This is a genomic window from Microbacterium sp. Au-Mic1 (assembly GCF_021341785.1).
GTDB lineage: Bacteria > Actinomycetota > Actinomycetes > Actinomycetales > Microbacteriaceae > Microbacterium.
This window is the reverse complement of the sequence record NZ_JAJTTF010000010.1, coordinates 1-20695: the sequence shown is the minus strand read 5'-3', so window position 1 is coordinate 20695 and position 20695 is coordinate 1. Positions and strand designations below refer to the sequence as shown.

The window sequence follows — 20695 nt, the reverse complement described above, 5'->3', positions numbered from 1 at the left end:
CTCGCGGTCGTGCGAGTCGCGGCAGGACAGACACGGCGTCCGTCCCGGCAGCACGAGAGGCCCGACCGTCGATCCTCCCGCGTCGAAGGCCAGCGGCAGATGCGGCCGGTCCTCGGCCAGCAGCGCCGCGACGTCCCTTGCAGGCACCGCGCCGTGCCGGACGACCACCGTCACCGACTCCGCGTCATCCACGACATCGACGCCGGCATCTGCGAGCGCCTCCTCGAAGCGCAGCAGAGTGCGGGCGCCGACGACCGGAGAAGGCATCAGTCGCACCGCGGAGCGGGGGACGACCTCCATGAGCACCGGATCCAACTGAGCGCGCAGTCTGCGGGCGGCGGGCAACGGGGCCCCGACCCCGTGGGCGACGACCTCGAAGGCGCGAGCGGGGATCCCGTGTGCGAGCTCCTGCAGCATACGGGGGATCCAGGGCGCGTCCACGGGCAGCGTCAGCGCCTGGTCGACGCCGAGCTGCACGGTGTCGGCGTCGCGCCACAGCACCGGGTGCGCGGGATCGAGTCGGATCGTGGACATGCCCCGATCATGACCGGATCCGCGCCCCGAGCGGGAGCGCGATGCGGAATCGGTGGAGAACTCGGTCAGACCGGCTTCTCGCCGGACCCGTCGCCGGATCCGCCGGCGTCGCCCGTGCCGCCGTCGTCCGGACCTTCGTCGGCGGAACCTTCCGCAGCAGGACCTTCCTCCGCAGGACCGTCCGCGTCGGCCGGCCCGCCGAAGTCGTCGCCGCTGAGCAGCCGCTCGAGGGCCTCGTCCATCTCGTCGGGCGCTGGCTGCTCACCGCGGGCACGCGCCTGCAGCCGCGCGACGAGCGCGGCCGGGTCGTCGATGTCGGAGGCGTCCGGCATCAGGTCGGGGTAGTCCCACAGGGCATCGCGGGCCTCCACGCCGACCGCCTCGGTGACGGCGCGCCACATCGCGGCGGCCTCGCGCAGCCGGCGCGGGCGGATCTTCAACCCGACCAGGGCGCCCAGCGCGTCCTCGGCGGGCCCCCCCGCGGCACGGCGGCGACGCGCCGCCTCGGCGATCCGCACGCTGTCGGGCAGCCGAGAGGTGGCCTGCGTGGTGACCACGTCGACCCATCCGTCGATCGTCGCGATGAGGTTCTCCAGGCGCTCCAGCGCCTCGCGCTGCACGTCCGACAGCTCGGGCAGGAGGGCGCCGCCCTCGATCGCCTCGCGGAGCTCCTCGGGGTTCGATGGATCCAGCCGGCCCGCGACGTCCTCGAGCTTGTCGACGTCGACCGTCACGCCCTTCGCGAACTCGGTGATCTGGGTCATCACGTGCAGATGCAGCCAGCGCGCGTGCCGGTACAGCCGCGCGTACGCGATCTCCCGGGCTGCCAGGTACAGGGCGATCTGGTCCTCGGGGATCTCGAGCCCTTCGCCGAACGCGGCGAGGTTCTGCGGGATGACGGCCGCGGTGCCGGCCGGCAGCACGGGGATGCCCACATCGCCGCCGGAGACCACCTCGAGCGAGAGGTTGCCGAGCACATGGCCGAACTGCATCGCGAACACCGAGCTGCCGATTCCGCGCATCAGGCGCCCGGCGCCCTGCACCATGCCCTGCATGTCCTCGGGAGTCTGCCCTTCGAGGGCGCTCATCAGTGCGTCGGCGATGCTCGTGGACACAGGGGCGGCGACCTCCTTCCACACCGGCAGGGTTTGCTCGACCCACTCGCCGCGTGTGAGCGCCCGCGGGGCGGAGCCGAGCTCGGAGATCGTGGTCGCCTCGCCCACCCAGAGATCCGCGAGGGCGAAGGCGTCGGCGATGGACGAGCGGGAGCCCGCGTCGATGCCCTGTCCGTCGCGGTTGGCGATGTGCAGGGCCTGGCGCAGCGTGGTCTCCCACGGGTCGCTGCTCATGGCGTTCTGCATCTGCTGCATCATCTGCTGCATCATGGCGGGGTCGAGGTTCAGCCCCTCCATGCCCTGCAGGGCACTCAGATCGAAGCCCTCCGCCGATCCGCCGAGCATGCGGCGCAGCATCTCCATGAAGTCGTCGGGGTTCGGGTCGTTCTCAGCCATCGGAAGCCCTCTCAGCACGTGTATAGCCCGTGCTGACTACGCTAGTTGCACCACCACAGGATGCGCCGGGAACGGACCGCTCAGCTGTACGCCGCTCGCGAACGAGCATCCGATACCCCGGCCTGGAGGCCCTGTGACGATCAGTCCCGCGTCGAGCGGTCCCGAGCAGACCGGACCGGAAGAGTCCGACGCGGTCGCGATCCGCGTGGCGCGGCGCGCATCCCGGGGCACCAGGATCGGGCTGATCGCGTTCATCGCGTCACTCGTCGCGCTGCTCGTGCTGACCTTCCTCCCGCTGCCCTACGTGATCGAGCAGCCGGGACCCGTCTTCAACACGCTCGGCGAGGTCAAGGACGCGAAGGGCAAGGCCGTGCCGCTGATCTCAGTCACGGGCGCCGAGACCCATCCGACCAAGGGCGCGCTGGATCTCACCACGGTGCAGGTCGTGGGCAATCGAGAGAACCCGCCGTCCTGGATGCAGCTCGTGCTCGCCTGGTTCGATCCCTCCAAGGCCGTCGTGCCGGTCGATTCGGTGTTCCCGCAGGGTGTCACCACGACGCAGCGCGACCAGGCGAACCAGTTGATGATGGTCGACTCCCAGCAGGAGGCGACCGCCGCAGCCCTCCGCGAGCTCGGTCATGACGTGCCGGTCACGATCCAGGTGGCGTCCGTCACCGCCGACGGCGCCGCGCACGGGATCCTCGAGGCCGGCGACACCGTGATCGCGGTGAACGGGGCGAACCCCGCGGACACGGACGCGATGCGCGCCGAGATCCAGCAGTCCGGCGGCTCCCCGATCGCGCTGACGATCGAGCGCGACGGCACGCAGCAGGACGTCTCGATCACCCCGAAGAAGCAGACCGACAACGGGACCGCTCGCTGGCTGCTCGGCATCACGCTGCAGCAGAAGTATCACTTCCCGATCGACGTGAAGCTGCAGCTGGACAATGTGGGAGGCCCGAGCGCCGGCATGATGTTCGCGCTGGGGATCATCGACACGCTCACCCCGGGCGCCCTCAACGGCGGCAAGCAGGTCGCCGGCACCGGCACCATCACCGGCGACGGCACGGTCGGCCCGATCGGCGGCATCCGACAGAAGCTGTACGGCGCCCGCGCGGCGGGCGCGGACTACTTCCTCGCGCCGGGATCCAACTGCGACGAGGTGTACGGACACGTCCCGTCCGGGCTCACGGTGGTCCGCACCGACAACCTGAAGCAGTCGCTGGATGCGCTGAAGGTCATCGCCGACGGGGGAGACGTCGCGGCGCTGCCCACCTGCACCGCCGGGGACGTGAAGAAGTAGCGAGCGCGTTCGCGACGGGCGAAGCCGGTACGCGCACGGCTCGGGGACTCGCCAAAGTGCCCGACCTAGGATGGGACCGTGACCACCTCACCCGCACCGGCCGCGCCCCGTACTGCCCGACGCATCGTCCTCGCGACGGTGGTGATCCTCGCCGTGCTCATCGCCGCGTTCTTCGTGTTCGCGACGATGTACACCGACTTCCTCTGGTATGACCAGCTGAACTTCGCCGGCGTGCTCACCACCCGCTGGATCGCGACCGCCACGATGTTCGTGGTCGGCTTCCTGGGCATGGCGGCGCCGATGTTCATCGCCATCCAGCTCGCGTACCGGATGCGGCCCGTCTACGTGCGGCTGAGCTCGCAGCTGGATCGGTACCAGGAGGTCGTCGAGCCGCTGCGTCGCCTGGCGATGTGGGGGATGCCGGTCTTCTTCGGCCTGTTCGCCGGCTTCACCGCCGCGGGACAGTGGGAGACCGTCTGGCAGTGGGCCAACGGGACGGCGACGGGCCAGAAGGACGCGCAGTTCCACCTCGACACCGGCTTCTACCTGTTCGACCTGCCGTTCTACGAGGCGCTGCTCGGCTTCATCTCCGCGGTGCTGATCCTCTGCCTGCTGGTGTCGGCGCTCGTGCTCTATCTGTACGGCTCGGTGCGGATCGGCCAGGGCGAGCTGCGCATCTCCAAGGCGGCGCGCGTGCAGCTGGCCGTCATCGCCGGCGTCTATCTGCTGACCCAGGCGGTGAGCCTGTGGATGGACCGGTACAAGACGCTCACGACCACCGAGGACAAGATCACGGGCGCGGCCTTCACGGGCGTGAACGCCGTGATCCCGGGTCTGTCGATCCTGGCGATCATCGCCGCGCTCGTGGCCGTGCTGTTCTTCGTCACCGCGGTGATCGGGCACTGGCGCTTCCCGCTGGCGGCGACGGCGCTGCTCATCGTGGCGGCCCTCGTGCTCGGCATCGCCTACCCGTGGGCGGTGAACACCTTCCAGGTGAAGCCGAACCAGAACCAACTGCAGGCGCAGTACTACGAGCGGAACCTGAAGGCGACGAAGGCCGCGTACGGCATCGACGGCGTGGAGACCACTCCGTTCAAGGCGCAGACCACGGCCGAGTCCGGGCAGCTGCGCAGCGACGCCGACACGACGGCATCGATCCGGATCATGGATCCGAACGTGATCGGCCCGACGTTCCAGCAGCTCGAGCAGTACCGCAGCTATTACAAGTTCCCGTCGAAACTCGACGTCGACCGCTACACGCTCGACGGCAAGACGCAGGATGCCGTCGTCGCGGTCCGTGAGATCGACACCGGCCGGATCCCCAGCCCCACCTGGAACAACAGCACCCTGGTCTACACGCACGGCTACGGGCTCGTGGCCGCGGCGGGAAACAAGCGCACGGATGACGGCGAGCCCGTGTTCCTGGAGCGGGGTATCCCGACGTCCGGGGCGCTCACCAGCACCGAGAAGTTCGAGCCGCGGGTGTACTTCGGCGAGAACTCGCCGGCGTACTCGATCGTGGGGGCTCCGAAGGGCACCTCTCCGGTCGAGATCGACTACCCGCGCGGGCAGGACTCGAGCGAGAACCAGACGAAGACCACCTTCACGGGTGACGGCGGCCCGCGCATCGGCAACTTCTTCGCCAAGCTGCTGTACGCGCTGAAGTTCCAGTCCGAGCAGATCCTCTTCTCGGAGAGCGTGAACGCGGACTCGCAGATCCTGTACGACCGGGATCCGGCGACCCGCGTGCAGAAGGCAGCGCCGTACCTGACGCTGGACAGCGACCCGTACCCGAGCATCGTGGACGGTCGGATCGTCTGGATCGTCGACGGCTACACCACGAGCTCGAGCTACCCGTACTCGACCACGGTCAACCTGCCCAAGGCCATCAGCGACTCGGTGAACACGCAGCCCGGGTTCGTGACGGACGACATCAACTACATCCGCAACTCGGTCAAGGCCACCGTCGACGCCTATGACGGCAAGGTCACGCTGTACGCGTGGGATCCGACCGACCCGGTGCTGAAGACGTGGCAGAAGATCTACCCGCAGACCCTCAAGCCGATCAGCGACATGTCGGCGCAGCTCATGAGCCACGTGCGCTATCCGACCGACCTGTTCAAGGTGCAGCGCGCGATGCTCGGCACCTACCACGTCAACGATGCCGCCTCGTTCGCCCGGCAGGACAACCTCTGGGAGACCCCGAACGACCCGCAGAGCGATTCGGCCAACCCCGAGCTGCAGCCGCCGTACTACCTGACCATGAAGATGCCGGGACAGGATCAGTCCCAGTTCTCCATGTACACGAGCTTCATCCCCGCCTCGCAGGGGTCGAACAGCCGCAACGTGCTGATGGGCTATCTGTCGGTCGATGCCGACGCGGGCTCGACCGCGGGGAAGAAGTCGGATTCCTACGGCAAGCTGCGCATGCTGGAGATCGACGCGGACACCACGGTGCCCGGCCCCGGCCAGGTGCAGAACTCGTTCGACTCGGATCCCACCGTGGGCCAGCAGCTCAACCTGCTCAAGCAGGGGCAGTCGAAGGTGACCCACGGCAACCTGCTGACGCTGCCCGTCGGAGGCGGGTTCCTGTACGTGCAGCCGGTGTTCGTGCAGTCGTCGGGTGGCACCCAGGTGCCGCGTCTGCAGAAGATCCTCGTCGCGTTCGGCGACAAGATCGCCTTCGCCGACACGCTCACCGAGGCGTTGGATCAGCTGTTCGGCGGTGACTCGGGCGCCGCAGGCGGCGACAACAACATCACGCCCACGCCCACGCCGACCCCCGGAACGGGAACCGGCACCACGCCGCCCACCGGCGACGCGGCGTTCCAGGCGGCCCTGTCGGATGCGAAGGCGGCCATGGTCGCCCGCGACGCCGCGCTGAAGGCGGGGAATCTCTCGGAGTTCGCCGTGCAGGATCAGAAGCTCACCGACGCCGTGAACCGGCTGATCGCGCTCGAGGGGAGCGGGAGCAGCACCACCAAGTAGCGCTCGATTCGCGCACTGCGAGATCCCGTGTTAGGCTATTCCTTGTGCCGCGGGGTGGAGCAGTTCGGTAGCTCGCCGGGCTCATAACCCGGAGGTCGCAGGTTCAAATCCTGTCCCCGCAACAAGAGAAGGCCCCCTGATCAGGGAAAATCTGATCAGGGGGCCTTCGTCATACGACGATCGTGCGTCGCGCCGAGGGTGGGATCCGGCGTTGCGATGATCCGCATGCCGAAGCCGGAATACCGTGCGCACACCGCGCCTTACCCCCCGTTGTGAATCTCTACGAACCCGCCGTCTTCGGCGCCCTGCAGCTGTCCAACCGCGTGGTCATGGCGCCCCTCACCCGCACCCGCGCCCGGGAGGACGGGGTGCCCACGGCGACGATGGAGGAGTACTACCGGCAGCGGTCCGGACAGGGCCTCATCCTCACCGAGGGCACCTGGCCGTCCGCCGAGGGCAAGTCCTACCCGGGACAGCCGGGCATCGTGACCCCCGCGCAGATCGACGGCTGGCGTCGGATCGCCGATGCCGTGCACGCGGCGGGCGGCACGATCGTGATGCAGCTCATGCACGGCGGCCGGATCTCCCACCCTGACATCTCCGGTGAGCCGCGCGTGGTCGGCCCCAGTGCCCTCGCCGCGCCGGGGGAGACGCGCACCCCCCACGGCAAGGCCGAGCTCCCGGTCGCGCACGCGCTGACCGAAGAGGAGATCACGGCGGTGGTGGCGCAGTTCGTGGATGCGGCGCGCAACGCGATCGCCGCCGGCATGGACGGGGTGGAAGTGCACGGCGCGAACGGCTACCTGGTGCATCAGTTCCTCTCTCCGGCATCCAACACCCGCGAGGACGGGTACGGCGGCTCTCCCGAGAACCGCGCCCGCTTCGCCGTCGAGGTCACGCGCGCCGTGGCCGACGCGGTGGGCGCGGAGCGGACCGGGATCCGGTTGTCGCCCCAGCACAACATCCAGGGCGTTCTCGAGCAGGACGACGCGGACGCTCGGGCCACGTACACGGCGGTCGCCCAGGGGCTGGCCCCGCTGGACCTCGCGTTCATCGACGTCCTCTACGCGCAGCCCACGGCGGAGATCGTGCAGCACCTCCGCCGCACCGCCGGCACGCCGCTCATCGTCAACTCCGGTTTCGCGGACGTGACCGTCAAGGAGGAGGCGGAGACGCTCGTCGCCGAGGGCTGGGCGGACGCGGTCGCCGTCGGTCGGCCCGTGATCGCCAACCCCGACCTGGCGGCCCGCTGGGCGCAGGACGCCTCGCTCAACACGCCGCGACCCGAGCTGTTCTACGGCGATACGGCAGAGGGCTACATCGACTACCCGGCGCTCGAACCCGTCGCATGACGACCCGGGAGGGCGGCGTCACGGCGCCGCCCTCCCGTCCGCTCAGTGCGCGCGCATCTGCGCGACAGCGGCCTCCCGGTCGATCATGTTCATCACGTCGCCGATCGAGTTCACGAGCGGCGCCGGGGCGATCACCAGCGTGTTCTTGTCCACGCCGATCTCGACCAGCGTCTGCAGCGTGCGCAGCTGCAGGGCGAGCGGGTGCGACATCATCGTGTCGGACGCGGTGCCCAGCTGGGCGGCGGCGAGAGCCTCGCCCTCCGCGGCGATGATCTTCGCCCTCTTCTCGCGCTCGGCCTCGGCCTGCTTCGCCATCGCGCGCTTCATCGTGTCGGGGAGCAGGATGTCCTTCAGCTCGACGAGGGTCACCTCCACGCCCCAGTCCACCGTGGTGACGTCGAGGATCTCGCGGATGTTCGCGTTGAGCGCGGCGGTGTCGGACAGGATCTCGTCGAGGTGGTGCTGGCCCACGACGCGCCGCAGGGTGGTCTGCGCGATCTGGTCGATCGCCGCCCGCACGTTCTCGATCGCGATGACCGACTTCACCGGATCCATGATCCGGTAGTACGCCACCGCGGAGACGCCGACCGTGACGTTGTCCTTGGTGATGATGCCCTGCGACTGGATCGGCATCGTCACGATCCGCAGCGAGACCGGGATGAGCACGTCCACGATCGGGAAGATGAACCGGATCCCCGGCTCGCGCACGTTGTGCAGCCGGCCGAAGCGCAGCACCACGCCGCGCTCGTACTGCCGGACGATCCGAGCCGCCATGAAGAAGACGATGATCGCGAGGATCACGGCGACGGAGATGATGATGAGCGGGGTCATGGGGACCGCCTCCTCCGGCTCCGGTGACGTGCCGCGGGCCAGTGCTTCCATTGTCCTCCCGCCGACGGCGGCGGTCGCGGGTTCCGGCCACTCCGGGCGCGCGGATTCCCGACCGGTCCGGGTGCGGGATGATGGAGCGATGACCGCCGTCTCCGTCGCCGTGTGCCAGTTCGCGCCTGTCGCCGATCGTGCGGCGAACCGGGAGAGGATCGGGGACCTCGTCGCGCAGGCGGCCGGCCGCGGGGCGCGGCTCATCGTGCTGCCGGAGTACTCCAGCTATTTCGTGGATCCGCTGGACGAGACGCTCGCCGCGAACGCGGAGGAGGTGGACGACGCGTTCACCGGGTGTCTGCGGGAGCTCGCGGGCCGGCACGGGGTCGTGATCGTCGCGGGTCTGGTCGAGCGTGCGAGCGCCGGACGCATCCGCAACACCCTCGTGGCGGTGGACGGCGCGGGGTTGCTCGCCGTCTATCGCAAGCAGCACCTGTACGACGCCTTCGGGCAGTCCGAGTCGCGCTGGATCGAGGCGGGAGAGGTCGGCGATGCGGCGACCTTCGTCGTCGACGGCCTCACGTTCGGGCTGATGACCTGTTACGACCTGCGCTTCCCCGAGGTCGCGCGCACCCTCGTCGACGCCGGCGCGGAGGCGCTCGTCGTGCCCGCGGAGTGGGTGCGCGGCCCGCTCAAGGAGCACCACTGGACCACGCTGCTGGCGGCGCGCGCGATCGAGAGCACCGCCTACGTCGTCGCCGCGGACCACCCGACGCCGGTCGGCGTGGGGCACTCCGCCGTGATCGACCCGCAGGGCGTCACGGTGGCCGGCGTCGGCACGGGGGAGGGAGTGGCCGTCGCCGAGCTGGACCCGGCGCTCGTCGCCCGCACGCGCGAGATCAACCCGGTGCTGCGGCTGCGCCGCTACCGGGTCGTGCCGCGCTGACGCCCGTCAGACCCCGGCGCGCAGTCCCGCCAGGCGCTCCGCCGCCTCCGCGATCACCTCGGGGCGCTTGCATGCGGCGAAGCGCACCAGGCCGCGGTACGCGTCACGATGCTCGGGGCGCACGAACGCGGTGAGCGGGATCGCGGCGACGCCGATCCGTTCCGGCAGCGTCCGGCAGAACGCGTCCGCGTCCGCCCCGCCGATCGCGGTGGCGTCGGCGACCGTGAAGTAGCCGCCGTCCGGGCGATGCACCTCGAAACCGGCCGCCGCCAAGCCCTCCGCGAGGAGGTCGTGCTTCGCACGCAGCCGTCCCGCCGCGTCGGTGAAGAACGCGTCGGGCAGGCGCAGCCCCGCGGCCACCGCAGGCTGGAACGGCCCGCCGTTGACGTAGGTGAGGAACTGCTTGACGCTGAGCACCGCGGTGATCAGCTCGGCGGGCCCGTGGATCCAGCCGATCTTCCACCCGGTCACCGAGAACGTCTTGCCCGCCGAGGAGATCGTGAGCGTGCGCTCCGCCGCGCCGGGCAGGGTGGCGATCGGGACGTGCGGGGCGGTGAAGGCGAGGTGCTCGTACACCTCGTCCGTGATGATGACGGCATCGTGCTCGTGCGCGAGCCTCACGATCTCGGCCCGCACGGCCTCGCTCAGCACGGCGCCGGTGGGATTGTGCGGGTCGTTCACGAGGATCACGCGGCAGCGATCCGTGATCGCCGCCGCGAGCTCGTCGGGATCGGGCTGGAAGTCGGGCAGGCGCAGCGGCACGGTGCGCAGGGTGGCGCCGCTCAACGCCGCGATCGCGGCATAGGAGTCGTAGAACGGCTCGAACACGACGATCTCGTCCTCAGGGCCGTCCACGAGTGCGAGCAGAGCCGCGGCGATGGCCTCGGTGGCGCCGGCGGTCACGACGATCTCCCGGTCCGGATCGACGTCCAGGCCGTAGAAGCGCCGCTGGTGCTCGGAGATCGCCTGCAGCAGGTCGGGCACGCCGCGTCCGGGCGGGTACTGATTCGCGCCGCCGAGGATCGCGGCACGGGCGGTCTCGAGCACTTCGGCCGGACCGTCTTCATCGGGGAACCCCTGCCCGAGGTTGATCGCCCCCGTACGGCCCGCGAGTGCGGAGATCTCGGCGAAGATGGTAGGGGCGACCTCGCCGGCTGCGGAGAGCAGTCCGGCGCCGGCCGCCGTGCGGCGCCAGGCGCCAGGCAGGATTCCCATGCCGCCCAGGGTAACGCCATAGCGGAATCTCCCAGCGGGCATAAGAAAAACACAGAAACGGCCGTCAGTCTGTAAGGGCAAGGTTCAAAAGGAGCAGACATGAACGAGCAGACGCCTCACCCCGACGCCGGACACTCCGTGCCCCCGTCGTTCTCGTCCACCCCCGTGCCCACCCCGGGCGCCCCCATCCCGGACGGAGCCACGGCGCCCACCGCGCCGATCCCGCCCACCGTCGCCTCTGCGATGCCGCAGCAGACGCAGCCGACGCAACCCGTGAATCCCGGGCACTCCGGCGCACACGCCGGTGCCGCGTTCGGCACCGCCGCGACGGCGGCCCCGGTCGCGGAGCACAAGGTCAAGAGCGGCGTCGGCGGTGGCAAGATCGCCGCGATCATCATCGCCGCGGCTCTCGTCGGGGGCATCGCCGGCGTCGGTGGAGCCGTTGGGTACGGCTCGCTCACCGCATCGAACTCCTCGTCGACCAAGACCAGCACCGGCCCGAGCACCGTCACGGTGAACAACCCGGAGTCCGTGTCGGAGGCCACCGCGATCGCTGCCAAGGCCGTGCCCTCCGTGGTCACGATCGAGGTCTCCGGATCCAGCGCCGCGGGATCCGGATCGGGCATCGTGCTCGACAAGGAGGGCCACATCCTCACCAACGCGCACGTGGTGACGCTGGACGGCGAGGTCTCCAACCCCACCATCAAGGTGACCACCTCGGACGGTCGGATCCTCGACGCCACCGTCGTCGGAATCGACGCGACCTACGACATGGCGGTCATCCAGGTCAAGGACGGCTCGAGCCTGACCCCGATGGAGTTCGCCGACTCGTCCAAGCTCAACGTCGGATCGATGACGGTCGCCGTGGGTGCGCCGCTGGGTCTGTCCAACTCGGTCACGACCGGTATCGTCAGCGCGCTCAACCGCAGCATCCAGATCCAGTCCTCCGCCGCCCCGTCGCAGGGTTCCAACGGAGACCAGCAGCAGACCCCGAACCAGGACGGCTCGCAGCAGCCGTTCCAGTTCGACATCCCCGGCCGCGGATCCGGCTCCCAGAGCGCGGCGGCGACGATCTCGATCTCGGTGATCCAGACCGATGCCGCGATCAACCCCGGAAACTCGGGCGGCGCGCTCGTGGACAGCAACGGCAAGCTCATCGGCGTGAACGTCGCGATCGCGAGCGCAGGATCCTCGTCCTCCTCGTCGGGGCAGTCGGGCAACATCGGCGTCGGCTTCGCGATCCCCTCGAACATCGCCAAGCGCATCGCGAACGACATCATCGCGGACGGCAAGGCCACGCACGGCCTGCTCGGTGCGACGGTGCAGGACGCGAGCGGCCAGAAGGGCGCCACGGTCGTGGGCGCGGCGATCGCCTCGGTCACCAGCGGGGGAGCCGCGGCGAACGCGGGCATCCAGGCCGGCGACGTGGTGACGGGCTTCAACGGAAACCCGATCACCGACGCCAGCGACCTCACGGCGCAGGTCCGCTCGGTCGCCGGCGGCAGCTCCGCGACCCTCACGGTGAACCGCGACGGGAAGTCGCAGGACATCAAGGTCACGCTGGGCACTCTGTCCCAGTGATCCGCCCCCTCTGATCGGGCCATCGCTCCCACTCGACCGGGATCTTGCATCCGACGAAGGACGCCACCTCGCAGCACATCGCGGGTGGCGTCCTTCGCGTGTACGGGGCAACCAGGTCATCGGCTCCGCCTGCACGGCGCTCCTTCTGCTCCTGGCTCCGCCGACGTCGCGCCGGCTTTCCTCGTCGGCCCCGTCGACGGGTAGGCTCGCGGGGTGGCGTCCTTCTCCTTCCGTGCGGGCAACGCCGGCAAGCTGCTGAGGATCCCGCTCTATCTGCTCGGCCGCGTGGGGACGCTGCTGGTCCCGCGCGGGCAGGGCTGGGTGATCGGCTGCGGCGCGGGGATCGGCGACGGAGCCCTCGCTCTCTGGCGGGCAGCGAGCGAAGCGGGTCTGCAGCCGCTCTGGCTCACCGGATCCGAGCGCGAGCAGCGCGACGCCGCAGCCTTCGGCATCCGCGCGATCCCGAAGAACGGACTTCGCGGCTGGTGGGCCACGGCTCGTGCCGGCGTGGTCGTCGTCACCCACGGATTCGGCGACGTCAACCGCTATGCGACATCGGGCGCCTACCTCGTCCAGCTCTGGCACGGGATCCCGCTCAAGCGCATCGGGCTGGATTCCCCGGCGACCGTGCAGAGCGCGTTCCTGCCCGGCTTCGTGCCGCTGCAGAAGCTGCTCGGGCTGCTCTACCGTGCCCAGAGCCGGCGCATCCGCGTGCTGCCCGCGGCGTCCGACCGCTCCCGAGGGCGCCTGGAGTCGGCATTCGGGCTGGGCGTGCAGCAGGTGCTCGTCACCGGCGAACCGCGCGTCGACGTGCTCTCCACCGGGGACGCAGCCCGACGTCGCGCCGATGCGGTCGCGCGCCGCGATGCCGCGGTCGGCGCGATCGCCGACGGCGCCCGTGTGGTGCTGTACGCGCCGACGTGGCGCGACGGCGCCCCCGACCCCGCCGTGCCGAGCGAGGCGGAGTGGGAGCGGATCCTCGAGGTCCTCGAACGCACCGACAGCGTGCTGCTGGTGCGTTCGCATCCGCTGGGCGAGGGCGAGTACCGCCCTCCCGTGCCCTCGGAGCGCGTTCGGGCGATCGGCTCGGCTCTCGTGCCCGACATCACGCCGGTGCTGCCGGCGATCGATGTGCTCGTGACCGACTACTCGTCGATGGCCTATGACGTCGGCTTGCTCGCCATGCCGGTGATCTACCTCGCCCCCGATCCGGTCGCGTATGCGACCTCGCGCGGCTTCTACGGCGACTACGCCGAGGTCGCCGGCCCCGACCCCGCCGCGGACTGGACCGCCGCCGCGGCGCAGCTGCAGGCGACCCTGGAGGACGGCGCGGAGTTCGAGCGCCGGTCCGGCCTCTCCCGAGATCTCAGTGCGCACATGCACGCGCACCGCGACGGCGGCAACACCGCACGGGTGCTCGCCGCGATCCTCGCGCGCACCGGCGCGGCCACCGGCCGGGCCGTGCCGGTCCCCGCCGCGACGACCCGCGTATCTCCTACCCCCGCCCCGAAGGGAACCGCATGACGACCCCCCGCGTCACGTCCATCCGCGTCGATGAGGAGCGGCAGGCGTTGCTTGTCACGGGGGAGGGCTCCGCGCCGGGCGAGGTCGAGCTCGCCGGCCGCCGTGCCGTCGTGACCGCGCGCATCGCCGAGGACGGTCCGGATGCGTGGAACGCCACGCTCCCGTTGCGGGCCTCGCGATGGGGCGGGGCCGAGCTTCCGCTGCCGAGCGGGGACTACGCCGTCACCGTGGACGGAGTGCCGGTCGATGACCTCGAGATCGAGAGCACGCTGCTGGCCGGACTCCGTGTGGCCGCTGCGGGCGGGGCGGTGCGCATCGCGCCGCCGATCGATCCCGCCTACGAGACCGCCGAGGGCCGCCTCGCGCTGGAGGGCCGTTATGCGGCACTGCCCGGCGCCCGCGAGAACGCGGTGTTCTTCGAGGCCTTCTACGGGCAGTCCAGTGGCTGCAATCCCGGTGCGATCGACCGCGAGCTCGCGCGACGCGCACCCGGTGTGGTCCGGTACTGGAGCGTCGTGGACCTGTCCGTCCCCGTGCCCGAGGGAGCGATCGCGGTCGTCGAAGGGTCGCCGGAGTGGTGGCGGGCGCGCGCGGACGCGCGGCTGCTCGTCGTGAACGACTGGCTGCGCCGGCGCTTCGACCGCAAGCCCGGCCAGCGCGTGCTGCAGACCTGGCACGGCACCCCGCTCAAGCGCCTGGCTCTGCACCGCCCTGGGCTGCACCCCCGGCGCTGGCTCGCGGTCATCCGCGAGTCGCGGCGCTGGGACGTGCTGCTCGCGCAGAACCCCTATGCGGAGCGCGTGCTGCGCAAGGCCTACGCGTTCCTGCGCAAGCCGATCTGGGTCGACGGCTATCCGCGCAACGACGTGCTCCTGACGGGCGATGCCGCACGCATCCGCACGGCGCTCGGGATCGGGGAGGACGAGCGGGTGCTGCTGTATGCGCCGACCTGGCGCGACGACCGCTCCGAGATGGTGGACTTCCTGGATCCGAACGCGCTCGCGGCGGCCGCCGATGCGGTCGTGCTCGTGCGCGGGCACTCCCGCACGATCCGCCCGGGGCGCGACCAGGCCGGATCCCGCGTGATCGACGTCACCGGCTACCCCGACACGGCCGAGCTGCTGCTCGTCGCCGATGCCCTGGTCACCGACTACTCCTCCGTCATGTTCGACTTCAGCGCGACGGGCAAGCCGATGTACTTCCTGGTGCCGGATCTCGAGCACTACCGCGGCAAACTGCGCGGCTTCTACTTCGACCTGGCCGCACGTGCGCCCGGGCCGCTCCTGCGGACGCAGGAGGAGCTGGTCGCGGCGCTCTCCGATGTGTCGGCGGTGGCGGCGCACGCGGCCGCGTACGTCGCCTGGCAGGCGCAGTTCAATGGACGCGACGACGGGTCCGCCTCGGTGCGCGTGGTCGACCGGATCCTGGACCTGGGCTGGCTGGAGGCCTGACAGCCGCCGCGCCCTCGACGGAGCGCATCCGCCCGCCGGTCAGGGCAGCGGTGTGTTGCGAGAGCCGAGCCGCGAGGTGTCGACGGTGTCGTGCGCGCCGCGCAGCACCCCCATGAGGAAGCCCAGCCCCCAGGAGAGGTGCATGGTCGGCAGCACGGCGAGCGTCCAGAGGCGCTCTCGTGGGCTGCGCGACGGGTCCGTGGGGCGCGCGGGAGTGAGCGCCATCGCGATGACGAGCAGCGCATAGGCGATGAGCGGCAGATACACGGCGGAGGCGGCGATCGAGCCGACGCCGGTGAGCACCCCGGTCAGCTGCAGCACTGCGACGACGACCGCGAGCGCCAGGATCACGAGCAGAGCGGGCGGCGCGAAGAAGCGCACCCCGTTGCTGCGGCCGTAGCGCCGCACCAGCTCGCCACGCCAGGCGCCCGTGGAGCGGAACTGGCGGGCGAGTCGGATCCAGCTCTCCCGCGGCCAGTACGTCACCGCGAGCTGCGGATCGAACCACACCGTGTGCCCGGCCTGACGGATCCGGAGGTTCAGCTCCCAGTCCTCACCGCGTCGGATGGACTCGTCGAAGAGCCCGACCTCGTCGAGGACGGCACGGCGCATGACGCCCAGGTACGCGGACTCCGCCCTGCCTTCCCGGGTGCCGCCGTGGTAGCTGCCGCCGCCGAGACCGACCGGGGAGTTGTAGGCGCGGGCGACGGCGGCCTGGAACGGTGTGCGACCGTCGGCGCGCATCACGCCGCCGACGTTCCCCGCTCCGGTGCGTTCGAGGGTGGCCAGCGCGCGTGCGGCGTATCCGGACGAGAGCTCGGAGTGCGCGTCCACGCGGATGACGGTGGGATACCTGCTGGCGCGGATCGCGGCGTTCAGCCCGACCGGGATGTCGGCGGCGGGGTTGTGCACGATCCGGAGTCGTGGCTCGCGCGCGGCCATGCGCTCGGCCAGTTCCGTGGTGCCGTCGGAGGACGGGCCCAGCGCCAGCACGAGCTCGGTCGGTCCATCCACGTCCTGCGCGAGGACCGATGCCACGGCATGCTCGAGGTAGGCGCGTTCATTGAGGACCGGCATCACGAACGACACGCCCGCGCCGGACAGCGGGGCGCCCGCGTCGGGGGAGGACGGATCGCGATGGCTCACGCGTCGATCCTTTCATGCCGGACCTGCGTGGCCCCAGGGCGCAGGCTCCGGGCGCGCCGGATTACCAGCGCCCGCCGTTCTCCCAATACCGACCGATGTCCTCGAGAGGACGGCCCTTGGTCTCGGGCGCCAGCCACACCACGAAGAAGAAGGCGATGATCGCGATCACCCCGAACACGGCGAAGGCGCCGGCGCCTCCCAGAGCGTTCAGCATCGTGAGGAAGAACGCGCCCACGATGACGTTGGCGACGAGATCGCTCGTGAGCATCACGCTCGCACCGAGGGAGCGCAGGTGTGCGGGCATGGCCTCACCGGCGTAGACCCAGACCAGGGATCCGAAGCCGAAGGTGAAGCCCGCGGTGAACAGCACGAGACCGATGAAGCCGGCGATCGTGAGCGCACCGTCGAAGTGGCCACCGCCGATCGCGAAGACGATGACCAGCAGCAGATTGGCCAGGATCATGGTGCCGATGCCGATGAGCAGCACGGGCCGGCGACCCATCCGGTCGATCACGAGCAGCGCGATGAACACCGCGACCAGGCCCGCCACCTGCACCAGGGCGGAGAGGCCGAGCTTGACGATGTCGTCGGTGAAGCCCATCGCCTCGAAGATGCGCGGGCTGTAGTAGACGATCGCGTTGATGCCGGTCAGCTGCACGAAGAAGCCCAGCCCTACGACGAACAGTGTCGCGCGCAGGAAGGGCTTGCGCAGCAGGTCGAGCCAGGACGTGGTGTGCGCGGCCGCGAAACCGGCGGTGATCGTCTCGATCTCGGCGTCGACGTCGACCTCCGGGCCCTCGATCCGGGCGAGGGTCGTCCGTGCCTCGGCCGTGCGGCCCTTCATCACGTACCAGCGGGCCGTGTCGGGCAGCCGCAGCAGCACGAGGGTGATGATCACGCCGGGGATCGCCGCGAGTCCCAGCATCCACCGCCAGCTCTCGGTCGGAGCCAGCGCCATCGCCACGAGATAACCGAGGATGATGCCGGACACGGTGGCAACCTGGTAGAGCACGAGGAACGCGCCGCGGGAGCGGGTGGGCGCCGACTCGGCCACGAAGACCGGGACCACGACGACCGAGATGCCGATCGTCAGTCCGAGCAGGAACCGGGCGACCACGAGCACCCACAGGAACGGGGCGACACCCGACAGCAGGGAGAACAGCGCGAAGCACAGGGCGACCGCGACCATGGTGGGTTTGCGGCCGATCCGGTTGGCGAGCGCGCCACCGCACAGAGCCCCGAGGATCTCGCCGATCACGACCGTGGTCGTGACCCACGACTGCCCGGCGGCGTCGAGGTGGAAGTCCTTGGCGAGGTACAGCATGGCCCCGCCGATGTTCGACGAGTCGTAGCCGTAGATGATGCCGACGGTCGCGGCGGCGACGCCCACGAGGAGCGCCAGGCGGGTCGTGCGGCTGTTGCCGGTCAGTGCTGAGCTCATGATCCCGTCCTTCGTGCTCAGGAGTCTCCCAGGGAGGGATTCGAGAGTACACCAGGCCGTCGGACCCGATGGGGGCGTTCACGCCGGAGTCGCACTCCGGCCTCCGAGCAGCACCGAACAGGCTCGGCACGGTGCAGTCGTCCTTCGTCGATCCGACCCGTGCCTCGGTTCACACGACGAATCGCCAGATGTACTCCCGCCCGTCCTCGGGGCGGAACCAGGCGAGCGTGACGACGACGTCGTCGACGTCCGTGTCGCACAGGCACACCTCCAGCTGGTCGCCGTGCTCGACATGTCCCCACAGGAGGGTGCGCCCCGGATCGCGCGAGGTGCGGGCGAAGACACGGGCGAACTGCACCGCCGCACCCTGGTTCGTCAGCATCGGGTGCGTGCGGTCGCGGCGGTCGACGTCCCACGGCACGGGGTACGACGGAGGGGGGATGAGCGGCTGCGGAGGGCCGGGGGAGCGGGTCATGGCGTCACGCTAGGGGCGGGCGCCGACGCGGGGACGACGTCTTGCCCCGCGGTCACGGGCATGGTGCAGAACCCGCGTGTGCGTGCGACTGTGCGGACCGATCAGAGGTCGCGGTCGGGCTCCATCGGGTGCAGCTCGGGTCCCGGAGCCTCCGGGGCGGAGATCGGCGCGGGCTTGCGGTGCAGCGATTCCACGGCCTTGCGGCCGACGAAGCCGACGCCTCGAGCGGCGCTGCCGGCCGCTCCGGCCACGGCCGATCCTGCCAGCTGCGCACCGCGGGCGATCCGGTGCTCGATGCGTCGCGCGCCCGGCACGGGTTCGAGTTCCGCGGGCAGCGCCTGGGGCGGAAGGCCGAACGCTCGATGCGAACTGGCGAGCACCCTGCGGCCGAGCACGTGGTTCCCCGCGCCGCCGATCACCGCACCGACGCCGAAAGGCAGCGCCTTCCCGAGGAACGATGCGCCGCCCACGCCGGCGAACTGCTTGATGAGCATGCTCTTCAGCCGATCCGCGAGCGGCCCCACGGCGGCGCGCGGCAGCGACTTCGTCACGAGCTCGCCCCAGTAGGCGGGCCGGCCCACCCCCTTGCCCCCGGCCTGCCCGGCGAGCTGACGGATCAGATCCACCCCCTCCTTGCCGAGCATGAGGGTCATCACGAGGGCTCTCGCGCGATCGGGGTTCGTCACCGTGATGCCGTGCACCTCGGCGATCGACTGGGCGAACAGGGCCGTGGTCTCGACGAACCCTGCCGTCTCGACGCCGGAGAGGGCGAGGGTCACTCCCGTGCCGATCCCGGGGATCACCGCGGTCGCTCCGACCGCCGCACCGCCGGTCGTGACGGCGGCGAGGTAGCGCCGCTCCAGCAGCGTGATGATCTGCGCCGGAGTCGCGTCGGGGTGGCGCAGCCGGATGCTGCGGATGTGCGCCAGCACGAGCGGCCGCTGCACGGCCAGGACGCGGTCGAGGCCGCGGATGTGGGCGGGGTGCTCCGAGGATCCGGTGGGCGGAAGGCCGCCCGCCCAGGGCGCGTCATCCGGCAGGGAGTGGATCCGATGGATCGTGCTGTCGTCCCTGCCCTTGCCTTCTTTTCGCCCCATGGAGCAGAGCCTATGTCGACGGCCCTGCGAGAACGCTCGCAATGCGGAAAGAGCCCGTGCGCGGCAGTCGCGGCACGGGCTCTCTCTGCGTGAGGAGCGTCAGACGAAGAGGTTCGCGCGCTCCAGGTCCTCGGCGAAGTCCACCTCGACCGCGTACAGGTCGGAGATGTCCATCGGCTCGAGCAGCAGGCCGTTCTCGACGATCGCGAGCTCGAGCCCGCGCTCGAAGTAGTCCTGGTCGTCCACGCGCTGCAGCTGGCGCATGAACGCCTGCTTGTCGCGGGACGAGATGTAGTTGATTCCGACGGCTTCGCCGATGCCGCCCTTGACGGTCTTGGAGAGCTCCTTGATGAAGCCCTCGGTGTCGACCGTGTACTTGACCTCTTCGTCGCTGACCTTGGCGGTGTTGACCGTGACGAAGGACTGGTCGCGCTCGATGTAGGCGATCGCGCGTCCCAGGATGCGCGGGTCGAACACGACGTCGCCGTTCATCCAGAGCACACCCTTGCGGCCCGTGGCGGCGAGGCCGCGCAGGAGGCTCTTGGAGGTGTTGGTCTGGTCGTAGCGCTCGTTGTGCACGTAGTTCACATCGGGGAACGCCTCGATGATCGTCTCCGCACGATAGCCCACGATGGTCGTGATGCGCACGTCGTCGCCGAAAGCGGCGTGGATGTTGTCGTGCTGCTGCCGCATGATCGAACGCCCGTCGTTGAGCTCGGTCAGCGGCTTCGGGAGGGAGCGCCCGAGGCGCGAGCCCATCCCGGCAGCGAGAATGATGGTCTGAAGAGTCACAGAAATACTCCTGTTACGTGTGTTCACGGTTACGTCACCGATGGGACACTTCCTCGTGCCGGAGATCATGGTATCGATCCGCCCTGAGTCCTTCATGCGCAGAGAGGGTGCGATGCCATTCCGTTACATACTGCTCGGTTCATTCCCAGGTTGGTCATGGGCGACATCCTGTGCGTCGGATCCCGTCACTTCGGGTCGTCGGCCCCGTGCACCTCACCGCCGGTTGCTACCGTGAAGGGCATGACCGGAGCTCCCAATGACCCTCGCGCGCCCAAGGATTCCTCTCCTCCGACAAAGCCTCGGCGCTCGCCGTCCGGCGCCGCCAGAGCGACGACCGCGCAGACGGCGCGGGTGAAGGCGGAGAGCCAGGCGGCGGCGGCGCGTTCCGCGGCCGCTAAGCGCACGGCGGCACGAACGAGCGCGGCACGCACTGCGGCCGCGAAGTCGGCGGCGGAGAAGGCGGGCGCGGCCAAGGCGGAGGCCGCGGCCGAGGAGGCGAAGGAGTCCGCAGCCAAGG

At 70.2% G+C, this 20695-nt stretch carries 16 protein-coding genes and 1 tRNA gene; 9 read left to right on the top strand and 8 right to left on the bottom strand.

The window, feature by feature from the left end; genetic code table 11:
• Positions 1 to 599 precede the first annotated feature (599 nt).
• Positions 600 to 2045, bottom strand: coding sequence for a zinc-dependent metalloprotease (locus LXM50_RS13775; RefSeq protein WP_233311946.1), 1446 nt, complete (start codon positions 2043 to 2045; stop codon positions 600 to 602).
• 205 nt (positions 2046 to 2250) lie between these two features.
• Between LXM50_RS13775 and LXM50_RS13770 the strand changes: the two genes are divergently transcribed.
• From LXM50_RS13770 to LXM50_RS13755, 4 genes are all read left to right on the top strand, one after another.
• Entirely contained in the window at positions 2251 to 3348 is a 1098-nt protein-coding gene (locus LXM50_RS13770; RefSeq protein WP_374107835.1) for a PDZ domain-containing protein, read from the top strand.
• Positions 3349 to 3426: 78 nt separating this feature from the next.
• On the top strand, positions 3427 to 6336 hold the full coding sequence (locus LXM50_RS13765) for a UPF0182 family protein (RefSeq protein WP_233311942.1): 2910 nt from the start codon (positions 3427 to 3429) through the stop codon (positions 6334 to 6336).
• Between the two features lie 48 nt (positions 6337 to 6384).
• Positions 6385 to 6458, top strand: a tRNA-Met gene (locus tag LXM50_RS13760).
• 150 nt (positions 6459 to 6608) lie between these two features.
• Positions 6609 to 7688 (top strand): alkene reductase, encoded by a 1080-nt coding sequence (locus LXM50_RS13755; protein ID WP_233311941.1) that lies wholly within the window; start codon positions 6609 to 6611, stop codon positions 7686 to 7688.
• Positions 7689 to 7730: 42 nt separating this feature from the next.
• On the opposite strand, the gene LXM50_RS13750 is transcribed toward LXM50_RS13755, so the two are convergent.
• Positions 7731 to 8519, bottom strand: coding sequence for a slipin family protein (locus LXM50_RS13750; RefSeq protein ID WP_233311939.1), 789 nt, complete (start codon positions 8517 to 8519; stop codon positions 7731 to 7733).
• A gap of 139 nt (positions 8520 to 8658) precedes the next feature.
• Here LXM50_RS13750 and LXM50_RS13745 point away from each other — a divergent pair, with 139 nt between their 5' ends.
• Complete coding sequence (locus LXM50_RS13745) at positions 8659 to 9456, top strand: carbon-nitrogen hydrolase family protein (RefSeq protein WP_233311937.1); 798 nt, start codon at positions 8659 to 8661, stop codon at positions 9454 to 9456.
• A 6-nt stretch (positions 9457 to 9462) separates the two neighbouring features.
• Here the strand turns inward: LXM50_RS13745 and LXM50_RS13740 are convergent, their stop codons facing one another.
• On the bottom strand, positions 9463 to 10671 hold the full coding sequence (locus LXM50_RS13740; RefSeq protein WP_233311934.1) for an aminotransferase class I/II-fold pyridoxal phosphate-dependent enzyme: 1209 nt from the start codon (positions 10669 to 10671) through the stop codon (positions 9463 to 9465).
• Between the two features lie 99 nt (positions 10672 to 10770).
• On the opposite strand from LXM50_RS13740, the gene LXM50_RS13735 reads away from it, so the two are divergent.
• The 3 genes from LXM50_RS13735 (at position 10771) to LXM50_RS13725 (ending at position 15227) form a co-directional block, all read left to right on the top strand.
• A complete protein-coding gene (locus LXM50_RS13735; protein ID WP_233311933.1) occupies positions 10771 to 12252 on the top strand; it encodes a S1C family serine protease in 1482 nt (493 codons plus the stop codon).
• Positions 12253 to 12465: 213 nt separating this feature from the next.
• The gene (locus LXM50_RS13730; protein WP_233311931.1) at positions 12466 to 13776 is read left to right on the top strand and encodes a CDP-glycerol glycerophosphotransferase family protein; all 1311 of its coding nucleotides are present in this window, start codon (positions 12466 to 12468) and stop codon (positions 13774 to 13776) included.
• The gene (locus tag LXM50_RS13725; RefSeq protein WP_233311929.1) at positions 13773 to 15227 is read left to right on the top strand and encodes a CDP-glycerol glycerophosphotransferase family protein; all 1455 of its coding nucleotides are present in this window, start codon (positions 13773 to 13775) and stop codon (positions 15225 to 15227) included. The genes LXM50_RS13730 and LXM50_RS13725 overlap by 4 nt, the downstream gene beginning before the upstream one ends.
• A 39-nt stretch (positions 15228 to 15266) precedes the next feature.
• Here the strand turns inward: LXM50_RS13725 and LXM50_RS13720 are convergent, their stop codons facing one another.
• From LXM50_RS13720 to LXM50_RS13700, 5 genes are all read right to left on the bottom strand, one after another.
• Positions 15267 to 16304, bottom strand: a complete 1038-nt coding sequence (locus LXM50_RS13720; RefSeq protein WP_233312096.1) for a glycosyltransferase family 2 protein — start codon at positions 16302 to 16304, stop codon at positions 15267 to 15269.
• 130 nt (positions 16305 to 16434) lie between these two features.
• Positions 16435 to 17814 carry a sugar porter family MFS transporter gene (locus tag LXM50_RS13715; RefSeq protein ID WP_233311928.1) on the bottom strand — a complete coding sequence of 460 codons (1380 nt, stop codon included), beginning with the start codon at positions 17812 to 17814 and terminating at the stop codon, positions 16435 to 16437.
• A 169-nt stretch (positions 17815 to 17983) separates the two neighbouring features.
• Positions 17984 to 18289: a hypothetical protein gene (locus tag LXM50_RS13710; RefSeq protein ID WP_233311926.1), complete on the bottom strand. Its 306-nt coding sequence runs from the start codon at positions 18287 to 18289 to the stop codon at positions 17984 to 17986.
• 101 nt (positions 18290 to 18390) lie between these two features.
• Positions 18391 to 19386 carry a hypothetical protein gene (locus tag LXM50_RS13705; RefSeq protein ID WP_233311924.1) on the bottom strand — a complete coding sequence of 332 codons (996 nt, stop codon included), beginning with the start codon at positions 19384 to 19386 and terminating at the stop codon, positions 18391 to 18393.
• 99 nt (positions 19387 to 19485) lie between these two features.
• Positions 19486 to 20178, bottom strand: coding sequence for an NTP transferase domain-containing protein (locus LXM50_RS13700; protein ID WP_233311916.1), 693 nt, complete (start codon positions 20176 to 20178; stop codon positions 19486 to 19488).
• A gap of 240 nt (positions 20179 to 20418) precedes the next feature.
• Between LXM50_RS13700 and LXM50_RS13695 the strand changes: the two genes are divergently transcribed.
• Positions 20419 to 20695, top strand: a 277-nt coding sequence (locus tag LXM50_RS13695) for a hypothetical protein (RefSeq protein ID WP_233311915.1), incomplete at its 3' end; no start/stop codon positions are given.

Coding starts and splice junctions, on each gene's coding strand:
- LXM50_RS13750 (WP_233311939.1), bottom strand. CDS start 8,519: ATGACCCCGCTCATCATCATCTCCGTCGCCGTGATCCTCGCGATCATC.
- LXM50_RS13725 (WP_233311929.1), top strand. CDS start 13,773: ATGACGACCCCCCGCGTCACGTCCATCCGCGTCGATGAGGAGCGGCAG.
- LXM50_RS13740 (WP_233311934.1), bottom strand. CDS start 10,671: ATGGGAATCCTGCCTGGCGCCTGGCGCCGCACGGCGGCCGGCGCCGGA.
- LXM50_RS13745 (WP_233311937.1), top strand. CDS start 8,659: ATGACCGCCGTCTCCGTCGCCGTGTGCCAGTTCGCGCCTGTCGCCGAT.
- LXM50_RS13720 (WP_233312096.1), bottom strand. CDS start 16,304: ATGCCGGTCCTCAATGAACGCGCCTACCTCGAGCATGCCGTGGCATCG.
- LXM50_RS13775 (WP_233311946.1), bottom strand. CDS start 2,045: ATGGCTGAGAACGACCCGAACCCCGACGACTTCATGGAGATGCTGCGC.
- LXM50_RS13710 (WP_233311926.1), bottom strand. CDS start 18,289: ATGACCCGCTCCCCCGGCCCTCCGCAGCCGCTCATCCCCCCTCCGTCG.
- LXM50_RS13735 (WP_233311933.1), top strand. CDS start 10,771: ATGAACGAGCAGACGCCTCACCCCGACGCCGGACACTCCGTGCCCCCG.
- LXM50_RS13715 (WP_233311928.1), bottom strand. CDS start 17,814: ATGAGCTCAGCACTGACCGGCAACAGCCGCACGACCCGCCTGGCGCTC.
- LXM50_RS13705 (WP_233311924.1), bottom strand. CDS start 19,386: ATGGGGCGAAAAGAAGGCAAGGGCAGGGACGACAGCACGATCCATCGG.